We start from the raw sequence: 13,953 nt of genomic DNA, 5'->3' as shown, positions 1-13,953 counted from the left end.
TCCAAGCGTTTTCCGGCCGGGCGGTGGTGCGCAGGGAGCGCCAAGAGGCACGGTCGGCGGACTCGGGGCGGTCGGGGCGGCGGTGCGGGGCCCGCCGGGCGGTTCAGGACGTGTGTGCGCGGGGGTGTGCCGGTAACGCCACCCCCGCATCAAGCTGGTCTACGCGTCGGTCACCCTGGTCTCCAGTGGGCTGGAGGCCGGCGCGGTCATCGCCGCCGACCGCGCGATCGATCCGACATGTTCTTCCCGCTCAGCCCAGGTAGATCGGCACCTTCGGGGCCAGATCGCCCAGTTCGGCCTGCTCCGCGTCGCTCGGAGCCCGCCGTCCCGTGCCCACCAGCAGCGCGTCAGCGTCGGAGAACGACGGGGGGAACGCGCTCCCGGCGATCTGCTCCAGCATCTCGCGGGACCGGGCGAGTCCCTGCGCGGGCGGCGGCGCGGCGTCGGGGAGGTGGGCGATCAGGTCGAGGTGGTGCAGCGTCCACTCCATGACGTACGTGGAGAGGTAGTCGCCCACGGTGAGAACCTCGTCGCGGGTGCCGACCCTGAGACCGGGGTCGGCGAGCTCCGCCGCACGGCCCGCGGCGGAGCCGATGTCGTCCAGGTGGAACTTGAGCAGATGCGGTTCCCCGTACGCGGCGGCCAGCCGGACGGTCAGCGCGTCGAGCGGGTCGTCTCCGGTCGGCGGCGCGTCGGAGATCTCCCAGTAGGTCAGCGCGTCACGGGTCGGTTCCCCGTCGGCGGGGGTGGCGAGGGTGATCAGGACGTCCTGCGCGTCGATGACCAGATGGCACACCAGGTCCCGCACCAGCCAGCCGGTACAGCCGGACGGCCGTGCGAAGTCCTCGTCGGACAGGCCGGCGACCGCCGCGCGCAAGGCCGTCCAGGAGCTTGAGAAGAGATCCACACCGGCAACGTAGGCCGTGCCGCGCGGGCGGACAAGCGTATTGCGGACGGCGGGACCGCCCGCGCGGCAGCGCCGTCCGGCACGACTGTTGACGCCGGCCCGGCCGGCGCGCCACGGTGAGTAACGCGGTAAGCGCGGTGCATCACCGAAGCCTGGGATCCGAAGGTGGTGAGCATGGCCGTCATGGGGAGGCCCGGAACGCCGGCCACGACGGGCGAGTCCGTGGAGCGCCTCGTCTCGCCGGTCAACTCGCACACCGAGTGGGGTCCGCTGGAGGAGATCGTCGTCGGGCGTCTCGAGGGCGCGACGATCCCCTCGGACCACCCGGTGGTGAGCTGCAACGTGCCGCTCTGGGCCGGGCGGTTGCAGGGACTTGCCGCCGGCTTCCGGTATCCGCGCGTGCTCGTCGAGGAGGCGCAGCAGGAGATCGACGGGTTCGTCGCCCTGCTGGAGTCCCTCGGCGTCACGGTCAGGCGGCCGGACGTGGTCGACCACCGGCGCCGCTTCGGCACCCCCGACTGGTCCTCCCGGGGCTTTTGCAACTCCTGTCCGCGCGACAGCATGCTCGTGATCGGCGACGAGATCATCGAAACGCCGATGGCCTGGCCGTGCCGGTACTTCGAGACCCACTCCTACCGTCCGCTCCTCAAGGACTACTTCCGCCGTGGCGCACGCTGGACGGCGGCACCCAAGCCGCAACTCACTGACGAACTGTTCGATCCGGACTTCCAGGTCCCGAAGGACGGCGAGCCCATGCGGTACATCCTCACCGAGTTCGAGCCGGTCTTCGACGCGGCGGACTTCGTACGGGCCGGGCGGGACCTGTTCGTCACGCGCAGCAACGTCACCAACCGGATGGGCATCGACTGGCTGCGCCGCCATCTCGGGCCGGGGTACCGCATCCACGAGGTCGAGAGCCGCTGCCGCACGCCCATGCACATCGACACGACGTTCGTCCTGCTCGCGCCCGGAAAGGTGCTGGTCAACCCCGAGTACATCGACGTCGACCGGCTGCCCGGCATCCTGAGCTCCTGGGACGTCCTGGTCGCCCCCGAGCCCGACCCGATCGACGAGACGCTGCTCAAGGTCACGTCGATGTGCGGCAAGTGGCTCAGCATGAACGTGCTCATGATCGACGAACGGCGGGTGATCGCGGAGCGGCACCACACCGGCATGCTGCGCGCCCTGGAGAAGTGGGGCTTCGAGCCGATCCCGTGCGACCTGCTGCACTACGCGCCGTTCGGCGGCTCGTTCCACTGCGCGACGCTCGACATCCGGCGCCGCGGCTCACTCGAGTCCTACTTCGACTGACCGAGGCCACTCCGCCGACTCATGCTGTGCGGGCTGTAGGAGAGCGCCGCCGCCACCAGTGGACGGATCTCCTGGTCCGACACGGATCCGCCGCCCGCCCAGGCCGGCCGGATGGGGCAACAACTGACGCACCCCCTGGCCGTCGCCGCGCGGAACACCGCTCTCCGGCCGGCCCTCTCCCGCGCGACCGTCCGCACCATCCTGAGGCATGCCGACTGGACACCACCTGCCCTGCGCTGACGGCACGACGAAGAGGGCCGCTTCAGCCTCCGGTGCCTCTCAGTCCCCGACGCCCCTCGGCCTCGGGGCCCTCAGCCTCTGGGACCCCTCAATCGCAGGGCGTCCCTCAGCCTCCGGGGCCCCTCAGCCTCCGAGGCCCCTCAATCGCAGGGCGTCCCTCAGCAGCCGGGCGCCCGTCAGCAGCCGGGCGCCCGTCAGCCGCCGGGCGCCCGGCGGGCTCCCGCGTCCCTCAGCGCCTGGCACCCCTCAGAGACCAGGCGCGCCCAGCCGTCCGGCCGCGAGGGCGGCGAGTTCCGCAGGCGTACGCGGCCCCGGCTCCGTGCCCGTCAGCCACCCCTGCGCGCGCAGGAGGTCCGCGGCGGCGGCTCCCCACGGCAGTCGCAGGCCCGCCTCCCGGAGGAGGTCGGGGCGGGCCAGTGCCACGGGAGCGGGCCCGGTGCGGACTCCGGACGGGGTGAGGAGCGCCGCGTCGTCGGCCCAGCGCAGCGCGAGGTCGACGTCGTGGGTGGCCATCACCACGGTGGTGCCGGCCTCACGGAGCTCGTCGAGCGTGGTGAGGAGCCGTTCCTGGCCGTCAGGGTCGAGCCCGGCCGTCGGTTCGTCGAGGATGAGGACACGGGGCCGCATGGCGACCGCGCCCGCGATGGCGGTGCGTTTGCGCTGCCCGTAGGAGAGCAGATGGGTGGGCCGGTCGGCCAGGGCGGTGATGTCCAGGGCGGCGAGCGCCTCCGCCACCCGCGCCCGCACCTCCGCGTCGTCCAGGCCGAGGTTCAGCGGCCCGAACGACACGTCCTGTTCGACGGATGCCGCGAAGAGCTGGTCGTCCGGGTCCTGCACCACCAGCTGGACGGTCGTCCGCAGCCGGGTCAGGCCCTTGCGGTCGTACGCCACCGGTTGCCCGTCGACCGTCAGCCGGCCCTCGCGGGGCCGCAGTCCGCCGCTGAGGAGCCGCATCAGCGTGGTCTTGCCGCTGCCGTTGCGGCCGAGCAGCGCGAGCGCGCGCCCCTCGCGGATCTCGAAGTCGAGGCCGCTGAGCACGGCCGGGCCGTCCTCGTAGGCGAAGGACGCGCCCCGCAGGGCGACGAGGGCGGGCTCGCTCATGTCAGCGGCCTTTCCAGTACGAAGGTGAGGACGGCCAGCGCCGCGAGGAGCACGCAACTGGCCGTCGTGAAGCGGACGGAGACCCGGGCCTCGGGCACCAGGACGCGCAGGGTGCCGTCGTAGCCGCGCCCGGCGAGACCGGCCTGGAGACGGACCGCCCGGTCGAAGGCCCGGACGAACGCGGTGGCGCCGAGACCCCCAAGGGACCGCCAGGCCGCGGCCCGCGTGGTGTGCCCGAGCCGGGCGGCCTGCGCGTCACGGACCCGGCGCACGGAGTCCAGCAGCAGGAAGCTCATCCGGTACGTCACGAGCGCCACGTCGACGACCGGCGCGGGCACCCCGGCCCGGACCAGCCGCGGCAGCAGGTCGGACATGGGCGTGGTGAACGCGAACAGCAGCACCCCCAGGGAGGCCGCCGAGGTGCGCAGCAGCAACTCCCCGGCCCGGACCGGCCCGTCATCGGCGAGGGAGACGAAGCCGCCCGGCCCGCCGACCTGCACGAGGAGCGTCAGCGCGCCGGTCACGCAGAAGCCCAGCGGCACCCGGTAGGCGCGCCACAGCCGGAGCCAGGGCACGCCCGCCGGACCCAGCAGCACCACCAGGGCGGCCAGCAGCACCAGAGCCGCCCCCGGCCAGGGCGGCAGCGAGATCGCCAGGAGGGTCAGACCCAGCCCGAGCACGGCCTTGTCCACGGGATGGCGGCGGCGCCAGCGACTGCTGTGCGCGGCCGCGTCGATCGGCAGCACGCGGCTCAGGCCCCTTCGGCCGTGGACTCCTCGGCGGCACTGTCCACCGGGTTCCCGGAGTCCCGCTCCCGCTCCAGCGCCCGTCGTTCACCCTGCCGCCTGCCCCGGCGCAGTCCGAAGTAGTAGGCGAGGACACCGGAGCCGAGGGCCGCCTGGAGGGAGAACAGCGCCGACTCGATCTCACCGGACGGCGGTTCGTACAGGGGCGAGAACCAGGGCTTGTAGTCCGGCTCGATCTCGGTGATCGCCGTCTCCGCCTCGCCGTCGGAGCCCGTGAACGGTTCCTTCTTGTGGTCGCCGAGGCCGAGCGCGAGCGGCAGCACGGCGAGCGCGGCCACGGCGAGCAGCAGCAGGAGGTTGATCTTCGTGTTCCTGCTCATCGGGCCACCTCCTGGGTCTCGCTCCGGGACTGCTTGTCGGCGACGAGCACACCCAGCCGGGTCAGTTCGCCCTTGCTGGACTGCACCAGCAGCCGCATCACGAGCACCGTCAGCAGTCCCTCGCTCACCGCGAGCGGGATCTGGGTGACGGCGAAGATGGAGCCGAACTTGCCGAGCGCGCCCAGGAACCCGCTGCCCGGGTCGGGGAACGCGAGCGCCAGCTGCACGCTGGTGACGCAGTAGGTGGACAGGTCGGCGACGAACGCGGCGGAGAACACGGCCACCATCAGCGGCACGTCGTAGCGGCGCAGCAGCCGGTACACCGCGTAGCCCGCCCAGGGGCCGGCGATCGCCATGGAGAAGACGTTGGCGCCGAGCGTGGTCAGACCGCCGTGCGCGAGCAGCAGCGCCTGGAACAGCAGGGTGATGGTGCCCAGCACGGCCATGGCGGGCGGCCGGAACAGGATGGCCCCCAGGCCCGTGCCGGTGGGATGGGAGCAACTGCCGGTGACGGACGGCAGTTTCAGCGCGGACAGGACGAACGTGAAGGCGCCGGAGGCGCCCAGGAGCAGGGTGCTCTCGGGGTGCTCGCGCACCTCACGGGTGAGCGACCGGACTCCGTGGAGGACGAACGGCGCGGACGCGACGCCCCAGGCGACGGCGTGCGCCGGAGGAAGGAAACCCTCGGCGATGTGCATGGCTCAGCAGACCCTCTCCAGCACCTCGTGGATGGTTGACGTGCCTTGGCCGGTCTCCTGGCTCACGGGTCCCACCGCCCGTACTCCGCCTTCCCGGGTCCGTGAGGACCCAGTGGCTGCCCGCTGGGGCTGGAGCCGGACTTCCCGATCACAGTGGCGAGGGCCGCACCGGCATCACACCGGATTTCCCGTTCACCAAGGCGTGGTGACAGTAATGCCGAGATAAGGGCCATGACAAGCCAGCCGAGGGGCGTGCGAGGGGGCGCGTGAAGGGGCGACCGCTCGCACACCGGCGCGGGAGGGCTCAGTCGTCACCCTCGTCGCCCTCGTCCTCCCCGTTCTCCCCGGACCGCGAGGGCTGTTCCTGCCGGGGCTTGTCCGCCTTCTCCGGCGGGCTGCTGCTCGTCTCCTGCGCCGGACTCGCGGGGCCGGTCGTCGCCTCGGCGGGCGCCGGGGAATCGGGTGCCGTGGTGGAGGGGGTGACATCGGCCACGGTGCCGGCGGCCGGAGTCGTGTCGGCCGCCGGTGCGGAGGCCAGGGGGTCGGCGGGGTCGGCTGAGTCGCCGGGCGAGGGGGCGGCCGGGCTGCTCGCGGACGGGGACGCGTCGGGTTCCGTGCCCTCGTTCGCGGTGTCGTCGGGCGAGAACCACTGCATGCCGGCGAGCATCGCGGCGAGGAAGACGGCCGCCGCGGCCACCACCGCGGCCGTTCTCCGGTGGTGACCGAGACCGCTGCGGGGCGCGGCGCGCCGGGAACGCCCGCCCGGGGCGGTGCGGGACCCCGTGGGCAGTGCGTGCGTGGCCCTGGCGCCGGTGTCGGCTGCCGCGTACGGTCCCGGCCCGGAGGACGGCACCGCTGACGCCGCGTACGGCCCGGTCGCGGCGGTCGGCGCCGGGGACGCCGCGTACGGCCCGCTCCCGGAGGCCGGCACCGGCGACACCGCCTCCGGCAGCGGCTCGGGCAGCCCCCGCCAGGCGCCGCCGGCGAACCACTCGGCGGCCTGCTGCGCCGTGGGCCGGTCCTCGGGCTGCTTGGCGAGCAGGGCGAGGAGGTAGCTCTCGAAGGCCGGCGGCAGACCGGTGACACCGAGTTCCCGGGGCGGTACGGGGGCGTTGTCGAGATGCTGGTGCAGGAGCGCGACGGCGGTGTCGGCCTGGAACGGCGGGCGGCCGCTGAGGAGCTGGTAGAGCACGCACCCCAGGGAGTACATGTCGGAGGCGGGACCCGCGGGCCGGCCCAGGGCCCGTTCGGGCGCGAGGTAGAGGCCGGTGCCGACGATCTGGCCGGTGGCGGTGAGCGCGGCGCCCGGGTCGTCGAGGAAGCGCGCGATGCCGAAGTCGCCGATCTTGAGGGTGCCGCCCGCGTCCAGCAGGAGGTTGGCGGGTTTGACGTCCCGGTGCACGATGCCCTGCTGGTGCGCGGCGGCGAGTCCGGCGGCGGCCTGCGCGGCGAGTCGGGCCACCTGCTCGGCGGGGAGCGGGCCGGAGGCGGACAGCACCCGGGCGAGGCTGTCGCCCTCGACCAGCTCCATCACCAGGTACAGCCGGTTGTCGTACTCGCCGAAGTCCAGGACCCCGACCACGTTGGGGTGGTTGAGACGACCGGCCGTCTGCGCCTCCAGACGGAATCGGGAGGCCGCCGTGGCATCGGTGTCCTGAGGCAGCAGCAGCTTGACGGCCACCGCTCTGGCGAGCGTCTCGTCGTACGCACGCCAGACCTCTCCCATTCCGCCGCGCCCGATCTCAACGTCCAGCCGGTAGCGGCCCGCTAGCAGCACTCGTCCTCGTCCTATGTTCGTGGGAAGGTTCTCGCCGCAGGCCGCAACTCTCCGCGTCGGAGCGGGGGTTGGTGGGGGGTGCCGCAGCCGACCCAGGATACTGGCGCCGCGTGACCGCCATTCCCACTCGGTGCGGTGCCGTGGGACGGCACGGTCCCGGAATCGGGCTTCCCCGCGTCTCAGCGTGCCGTCAGGCCGCCGCGCCCGCCCCCTGCGCCCGCTCCTCCCGGCGCGGCAGCAGCGCCACCGCCAGGGCGGGTACGGTCGCGAGGGCCAGCCAGGGCACGGCGGCCGGGAGACCCGCGTCGAGCAGGGAGCCGGTGGCCGCGCTGCCGGCGAGGACGATCAGGCCCGAGACCGACGACAGCGCACCCATGTAGAGGCCGATCCGGCCTTCCTCGGCGAGGTCGGGCACCCAGGCGCGGGCGGCGGGGACGACCAGCATCTGCCCCACGGTGAGCAGCACGACGAAGCCCGCGGCCGGCAGCAGCCCGGCGGTACCCGTCCAGCCGGCGGGTCGCGCCGCGGCGACCACCGCGAAACCGGACGCGATCAGCAGCAGCCCGGCGGTCATGGAGCGGCGCAGGTCGAGCCGGCCGCCCGCCCAGCGGGTCACGGGCAGCTGAGCGAACACCACCAGCACCGAGGACAGGGCGAACAGCCAGGACAGCGGCGCCTGGGAGCCCGCCGCACGCTGCACCTCGTCCGGCAGGGCCAGATACAGCTGGTTGTAGGCGAGCAGGTACGTGCCGTACGCGCAGCACAGCGCCAGGAAGCGGCGGTTGCGCAGCAGCACGCGCGCCCCGCCCTGCTCCAGGTTCCGGACCCGGCCGGGGATGTGCTGCGGCATCAGCCACACGTGCCCGGCCAGGACGAGCACGAACACGGCGGCACCCGCGAGGCACGCGGTGCGGAAGTCGACGGCGAGCAGCAGCGCGCCGAGCAGCGGTCCGACGAAGGCCCCGGCCTGGCCCGCCACGCTGAACAGGGCCAGGAGGCTGGTGCGAGAGCCGTGTCCTTCCTCCTCCCAGACCACCGCCTGACGGGCCACCTCGGACTCCACGGCGGGCGAGAAGAGGGCGGCGGCGAAGCCGATCACCAGCACGGCCCCGATCACGGCCCAGCTCGCCTCCGCGTACCCGAGCCACGCGAACCCGGCGATCCGCAGCACGCAGCCGGCCAGCACGACCGGGCGTACGCCGTAACGGTCGACGAGCGCGCCGCCCACCACGAACAGCCCCTGCTGGCTGAAGGTGCGCAGACCGAGCACGAACCCGACCAGCCAGCCCGCCATGCCGATCGCGGTGCCGAGGTGCTCGGCGAGGAACGGCAGCACGGCGAAGAAGCCGATGTTGAAGGCGAGTTGGGTCAGGATCAGCAGCCGCAGCAGCGGGGACAGCTCCTGCCAGAGCCGCCAGGTGCTCTGGCGCGAGGCCCTGGGCGCCGCGCCGTCGGGTGTCCCGTCGCCGGACGCAGGGGCGGCCCGGCGGGCCAGGACGCGGGATATGAGGCCTGTCATCGTTCTTCTCCCGGTGAGAGGGACGCGGGGGTCAGCAGGGCGTCGTCATGGTTCGGCCGCTGACGCGGGGCGGGCACGACCCGGTCGCCGGGCGGCTGCTCCGGGCTGCCGGCCCGCCCGCGCCGCCAGGGCGGTCGTACGCCGCCGGCGGCCGTCACCGCGAGGGCACCGAGCAGGGCGAGTACGGCGGCGGGGAAGAGGACGGCCCACGGGGCGCGCTCGGCGTATGGCTGGTTCTCGGCGAGCAGCAGACCCCACTCGGGGGACGGCGGCTGCGCGCCCAGGCCCAGGAAGCCGAGCGCAGCGAGGCTCAGCGCCACGCCGGGCAGCCGCAGCAGGGCGTGCCGGGTCACCGGTGGCAGCACGGCGGGCAGCAGTTCGTGCCGGAGGAGGTACCACCGCCCGGCGCCGAGCGCACGGGTGGCGGCCAGATGGGTGGTCGCACGCTCCTGACGCAGCAGGGAGGACGTGTGCGCGGCCAGGGGGGACCAGGCCACGACGCCGACGGCGAGGGCGGGCGCCCAGGGGCCGCTGCCCGTGATGCCCGTGACGAGGAGCCCGGCCAGGACGGGCGGCACGGCACTGACGGTGTCGACCAGCGGCCCCGACAACCGCGGCAGCAGCCCCAGCAGCAGCCCGGCGACGAGGGCGGCGGCACTCACCGCGAGCGCCGTGCCGAGGGTGTTCAGCGCGCCGTGGGCGACCCGGGCGAGGACGTCCCGGCCCAGCGCGTCCGTCCCGAACGGGTGTGCCGCGGAGGGGCCTTGCAGCCGGGCGAGGGTGTCCAGGGCGAGCGCGTCGCGCGGCAGGCCGAGGCCGACGACGGTGGCGAGCAGCGCCCCGTACAGCAGGGGCAGCGCGCGGGGTGCGGGCGCGGCCGGTCGGTGCAGGGAGCGCAGGGCGCCGTCGCGCAGCGCGGGCCCGATCAGCAGCCGGGCCGTGAGCCGGGCGAGGAGGCCGGCGGCGGCCGCGAGCAGGACGAGGGCGAGCGTGCCGGTCTGCAGGGCGGGGAGGTCCTGGGCGAGCGCGGCGTGCAGGGTGAGCCGGCCCAGGCCGGGGATGTCGAAGACCTGCTCGACGGCGACCGAGCCGCCGGTCAGACCGACCACGAACAGGCCCAGGTTGGGCAGCAGTCCGGGCACACAGCGGCGCACCGCCTGCCGCGCCACGGACTTCGGCGGGACACCGCGGGCCGCGGCGGCCAGCGCCCAGGATTCGGCGAACGCGCCGGGCAGTAGATCGTCCAGCATCCGCCCGAGGACCGCGCCGGCCGGCAGGCCGAGGGCCAGCGAAGGCAGCACCATCCACTGCGGCCCGTACCAGCCCAGGGCCGGCAGCCAGCCCAACTGCACGCCGATCACCGAGGCGAGCACCGAGGCGACGAGGAACTCGGGCAGCGCGGCCAGCACCGCGGTCGCCGTGCCGCCGGGGCCGCGCGTGCCGAGCCGGCCCCGGGAGCCGAGCCGGAGCGTACGGGCGCACACGGCGCTCACCGTGACCGCGGCGACGACGAGGGCGCCGGACACCAGGAGCAACGACACTCCGAGCGCCTGCGTGACGGAGGGCAGCAGGGGGGCACCGGACACCCACGAGGTGCCCGCGTCCCCGTGCAGCAGCCCGCCCAGCCAGCGGCCGAGCAGTGCCGACGGACCGTCACCGAGCCCGAGTTCGTCGCGGATGGCGGCCAGTGTCTCGGGGGCCGGGTCGCGGTCCGCGGAGCGGGACTTGAGCACGGTCAGCGCCGGGTCGGTGCGCGACAGCCACGGCAGCAGGCCGATCGCGCCCACCAGGGCGGCCGCGAGCACGGCCCGCCACAGCAGCGTCGGGAGGCCGCCGCGCGCACGAACGCGCAGGGCGGACAGGCCCTTGGCCAGGGGTGTGTTCACCGTCGTCCCCGTGACGCTCAGGCGAAGGGGATCTCGAAGTGCACCACGCCGCTGCCCCCGCCGGGCACGTCCTCCCGCTCGTCGCACACCACCTTGCCCAGCGTCCGCCACAGGCCCATCGCCCCCGGCGAGTGCGGATACGTGTGCAGATACACGGACCGGTAAGCACCGTCGGCCCGTGCGAAGTCCAGCAGACCCTCCACCAGCCGCCGGGCCAGACCCCGCCGCCGGTGCTCGGGGCGCACGTACACCCGCCGGAGCTGTGCGGTCTCGCCCGAGGGGAACCGCTCGGCCAGCCAGCGCGGGTTCGGCGGATGCGCCGGGCCGCGCGCGTCCAGCGCCGCCGTGGCCGCCACCGTCCCGTCCCGCTCGTCCACGGCGACCAGGAGCGTGTGCCGGGGCGGTACGACGTAGAAGGACGCGGGATCGATGATGTCGGCGTGCCAGCCTGGCACGTATCCCGTCCCGAAGTCCCGGTACACCGCGTCGAGCATCACCACCCGGGCCCCGTCGAGGTCCTCCGGCGTGGCTTCCCTAATGGTGATGTCGTGCATTTGCACATCATATGCAAGAAGCTTTTCCGGCTGCCAAGGGGGTGTGCGCAGGGCTCAGCTCCCGGCCGGGGTGAGCACCACGAAGTCCGCGTTCGCCGGGTCCAGGCAGACGGCCAGCCGGCCGACGCCCTCCGCGTCCTCGGGCCCCATCTGCACGCTGCCGCCGTTCTCGATGACCTTGGCCACCGCGGCGTCGCAGTCCTCCGCGGCGAAGACCGGGTGCCAGTACGGCCGGCCGTTCGTCAGCGAGAGGTTCTCCTTGCCCATCTCCATGAGGCCGCCGTGCATGCGCTCCTCGGGCAGTCCCGCGGGTGTGATGAGGGTGTACGTGCCCCCGCCGCCCGGCAGCTCCATGTCGCTGAACTGCCAGCCGAACAGGCCGCCGTAGAACTCCTTCGCGGCCGTCGCGTCGCTCGTGAGCAGCTCGGTCCACGACAGCGAGCCCGGCTGGTCGACCAGGTCGACGCCCTTGTTCGTCCCCGGCTGCCAGACGGCGAACTGGCCGCCCAGCGGGTCGCTGTACTGCGCCATCCGGCCCCATTCGTCGAGGTCCATCGGCGCCACCCGGACGGTGCCCCCCGCCTGCTGCACGGCCTCCGTCGTGGCGTCCGCGTCGGTGACGCTGAAGTAGAGCATCCAGGCCGAGCGCGCCCCCTCCTCCGTGAGCTTGCCGAGACCGGCGACGATCTTGCCGTCCTTGCGGAACATGCCGCCCTCGAAGTCCTCGCTCCCGCCCATGGACTCGTAGTCCCACCCGAGCACGGCGCCGTAGAAGGCCGCGGCGGTCCGGACGTCCGGAGTGCCGAGGTCGAGCCAGCAGGGGGAACCGGGGGCGAACTCCGTGGTGATCATGGCGATGCTCTTCCCTTCCGCAGATTCGGTGTGTCCAGCGTGGCACCGGGCACTGACAACCGCCCGTCGGCCGGGCCCGGTCGGCGGATCCCCGGGCCGTCCGCCCCTGATGCCTCGTACGTCCGTGGGATCATCGGCGCCATCGCCCGATCGGGTGATCGCGGAAACCTGTGCGGTGAGGTGGTGGGCGGCGTGGTGGCCGGCTGGGAGTGGGACGACACGCTGTTCTCGGGGACCGCCGCCTACTACGAGCGGGGACGGCTGCCGTACGCCCCGGGGCTGGCGGACGCGCTTGCCGAGGCGCTGCGGGCCGACGGGGCGGGGCGCCTCATGGACGTCGGCTGCGGGCCCGGGACCATCGCCCTGAGCCTCGCGCATCTGTTCGGCGAGGTCGTCGGCGTGGACCCCGACCGCGGGATGATCGCCGAAGCCGGGCGCCGGGCCGCCGACCGGGGAGTGGGGGAGAAGACCCGGTGGGTGCGGGCCCGGGCCGAGGACCTGCCCGCGGGGCTCGGGACGTTCGACGTCGCCGCCTTCGCGCAGTCCTTCCACTGGACGGACCGCGACCTGGTCGCGGCGACCACCAGGGACATGCTCCGGCCGGGCGGTGCACTGGTGCACATCTCGGACCTGAAGACGGAGCATCGCGCCCTCGACGGCCTGCCGCACCCGCCGGTCCCCTACGCGGCGGTGGACGAGCTGGTCAAGCGGTATCTGGGGCCCGTGCGGCGAGCGGGCCGCGGAGTGCTGCCGCAGGGCACGCCGGGCGGAGAGGCCGAGGTGTTCGCCCGGGCGGGATTCTCCGGCCCCCGGCGTCTGGTCGTAGCCGGCGGGCAGGCGCTGGAGCGGACCTTCGACGATGTCGTCGCCTGGGTGTTCTCGATGTCGTTCTCGGCGCCGCATCTGTTCGCAGGGCGCCGGGACGACTTCGAAGGGGACCTGCGCCGGCTGCTGCGGGAGGCCTCTCCGTCGGGCCGCTTCTGCGAACGCGGGCCCAGCACGGAGGTGTTCGTCTGGCGCAAGGACCCCGGGCGCTGACCGGGAGACGCCGGGGGCCGGGCCGGATCAGTGCACCGACATGCCGCCGTCGACGAAGACCGCCTGCCCGGTGATGTAGGCGGACGCCGGGCTCGCCAGGAAGACCGCCGCTCCCGCGAAGTCCTCGGCCAGTCCGTTGCGCCCGATCAGCGTGCGTTCGGCGAGGGCGGCCACCTTCTCCGGATCCGACGACAGCCGCGCGTTGAGCGGTGTCATGACGAACCCCGGCACCAGCACGTTGCATGTGACGCCGCGCGGCGACCACGCCTCGGCCTGCGACCGGGCCAGCGACTCCAGGCCGCCCTTGGAGGCGCCGTAGGCACCGCTCTGGACGAAGGCCCGGTGCGCCTGCTGCGAACTGACGTGCAGGATCCGCCCGTAGCCGCGCTCCGCCATGCTCGGGCCGAAGCGCTGGCCCAGCAGGAAGGGCGCGTCCAGGTTGACGGCCATGGTGAGGTCCCAGACGTCCTCGGTGAGTTCGTCCATCGGCGGCCGCAGGTTGATCCCGGCACTGTTGACGAGGATGTCCGGTTCACCGAACGCCTCGACGGCCCGCTCGGCGGCCGTCCGCACACCCTCGCGCGTACTCAGGTCCGCGCTGACCCACGCGGCGCGGCAGCCCTCCGCCGTCAGTTCCTCGACCGTCGCGGTCAGTCCGGCCTCGCCACGGGCCACGACCACCACCCTCGCCCCGGCGCGCGCGAGGGCACCGGTGATGGCGCGGCCGATGCCGGAACTGCCCCCCGTGACCACCGCGGTCCGGCCGTGCAGGGAGAACAACTCGGAGAGATAGGCCTGGGTGGCCGGTGTGGCTGCTGTCGACATGACGAGCACTCTAGAACGGCTCTCGGAAGCACCGGTGGCCGCGTGCGACCCGTGGCACACGGCAGTGCTCCGGATCACATGGCGTGGATTGAGTGCCCGGCCCGGGCGATGTCCGTACC

General features: G+C 73.8%; 13 protein-coding genes, 1 pseudogene and 1 riboswitch. Of the genes and pseudogenes, 3 read left to right on the top strand and 11 right to left on the bottom strand.

Translation table 11 applies throughout. The annotated features are described in order from the left end of the window. Window positions 1-250: 250 nt before the first annotated feature. Complete coding sequence (locus AC07F0_RS20400) at window positions 251-907, bottom strand: maleylpyruvate isomerase N-terminal domain-containing protein (protein ID WP_478980678.1); 657 nt, start codon at window positions 905-907, stop codon at window positions 251-253. Window positions 908-1,081: 174 nt separating this feature from the next. On the opposite strand from AC07F0_RS20400, the gene AC07F0_RS20395 reads away from it, so the two are divergent. Together AC07F0_RS20395 and AC07F0_RS20390 are read left to right on the top strand one after the other, a co-directional pair. Continuing rightward, window positions 1,082-2,218: an amidinotransferase gene (locus tag AC07F0_RS20395; RefSeq protein WP_478980676.1), complete on the top strand. Its 1,137-nt coding sequence runs from the start codon at window positions 1,082-1,084 to the stop codon at window positions 2,216-2,218. 99 nt (window positions 2,219-2,317) lie between these two features. After that, a pseudogene (locus AC07F0_RS20390) lies at window positions 2,318-2,458 on the top strand (FAD-dependent oxidoreductase); the annotation flags it as partial. Between the two features lie 246 nt (window positions 2,459-2,704). Here the strand turns inward: AC07F0_RS20390 and AC07F0_RS20385 are convergent. The 9 genes from AC07F0_RS20385 to AC07F0_RS20345 form a co-directional block, all read right to left on the bottom strand. After that, window positions 2,705-3,559 carry an energy-coupling factor ABC transporter ATP-binding protein gene (locus AC07F0_RS20385; protein WP_478980674.1) on the bottom strand — a complete coding sequence of 285 codons (855 nt, stop codon included), beginning with the start codon at window positions 3,557-3,559 and terminating at the stop codon, window positions 2,705-2,707. Then, window positions 3,556-4,305, bottom strand: a complete 750-nt coding sequence (gene cbiQ / locus AC07F0_RS20380) for a cobalt ECF transporter T component CbiQ (protein ID WP_436726524.1) — start codon at window positions 4,303-4,305, stop codon at window positions 3,556-3,558. The genes AC07F0_RS20385 and cbiQ overlap by 4 nt, the downstream gene beginning before the upstream one ends. Window positions 4,306-4,310: 5 nt before the next feature. Further along, a complete protein-coding gene (locus AC07F0_RS20375) occupies window positions 4,311-4,685 on the bottom strand; it encodes an energy-coupling factor ABC transporter substrate-binding protein (protein ID WP_478980672.1) in 375 nt (124 codons plus the stop codon). Then, window positions 4,682-5,383, bottom strand: a complete 702-nt coding sequence (locus AC07F0_RS20370) for an energy-coupling factor ABC transporter permease (protein ID WP_478980670.1) — start codon at window positions 5,381-5,383, stop codon at window positions 4,682-4,684. Before AC07F0_RS20370 ends, AC07F0_RS20375 begins: the two co-directional genes overlap by 4 nt. A gap of 30 nt (window positions 5,384-5,413) precedes the next feature. Continuing rightward, window positions 5,414-5,598, bottom strand: a riboswitch (cobalamin riboswitch). 89 nt (window positions 5,599-5,687) lie between these two features. Then, window positions 5,688-7,160, bottom strand: coding sequence for a serine/threonine-protein kinase (locus AC07F0_RS20365; RefSeq protein ID WP_478980668.1), 1,473 nt, complete (start codon window positions 7,158-7,160; stop codon window positions 5,688-5,690). A 190-nt stretch (window positions 7,161-7,350) separates the two neighbouring features. After that, a complete protein-coding gene (locus AC07F0_RS20360) occupies window positions 7,351-8,679 on the bottom strand; it encodes an MDR family MFS transporter (RefSeq protein ID WP_478980666.1) in 1,329 nt (442 codons plus the stop codon). Next, window positions 8,676-10,484 (bottom strand): ABC transporter permease subunit, encoded by a 1,809-nt coding sequence (locus AC07F0_RS20355; RefSeq protein ID WP_478981017.1) that lies wholly within the window; start codon window positions 10,482-10,484, stop codon window positions 8,676-8,678. Before AC07F0_RS20355 ends, AC07F0_RS20360 begins: the two co-directional genes overlap by 4 nt. A gap of 98 nt (window positions 10,485-10,582) precedes the next feature. Beyond that, window positions 10,583-11,119 (bottom strand): GNAT family N-acetyltransferase, encoded by a 537-nt coding sequence (locus tag AC07F0_RS20350; RefSeq protein WP_478980664.1) that lies wholly within the window; start codon window positions 11,117-11,119, stop codon window positions 10,583-10,585. A 54-nt stretch (window positions 11,120-11,173) separates the two neighbouring features. Then, complete coding sequence (locus AC07F0_RS20345; protein ID WP_478980662.1) at window positions 11,174-11,971, bottom strand: VOC family protein; 798 nt, start codon at window positions 11,969-11,971, stop codon at window positions 11,174-11,176. 192 nt (window positions 11,972-12,163) lie between these two features. On the opposite strand from AC07F0_RS20345, the gene AC07F0_RS20340 reads away from it, so the two are divergent. Continuing rightward, window positions 12,164-13,009, top strand: coding sequence for a class I SAM-dependent methyltransferase (locus AC07F0_RS20340; RefSeq protein ID WP_478981015.1), 846 nt, complete (start codon window positions 12,164-12,166; stop codon window positions 13,007-13,009). A 27-nt stretch (window positions 13,010-13,036) separates the two neighbouring features. Here the strand turns inward: AC07F0_RS20340 and AC07F0_RS20335 are convergent, their stop codons facing one another. Then, window positions 13,037-13,834: an SDR family NAD(P)-dependent oxidoreductase gene (locus tag AC07F0_RS20335; RefSeq protein WP_478980660.1), complete on the bottom strand. Its 798-nt coding sequence runs from the start codon at window positions 13,832-13,834 to the stop codon at window positions 13,037-13,039. Between the last annotated feature and the right edge of the window lie 119 nt (window positions 13,835-13,953).

Source organism: Streptomyces sp. NPDC045955, from assembly GCF_056430805.1.
The sequence above is the reverse complement of the archived record's forward strand: the minus strand, read 5'-3'. Positions and strand labels throughout refer to the sequence as shown.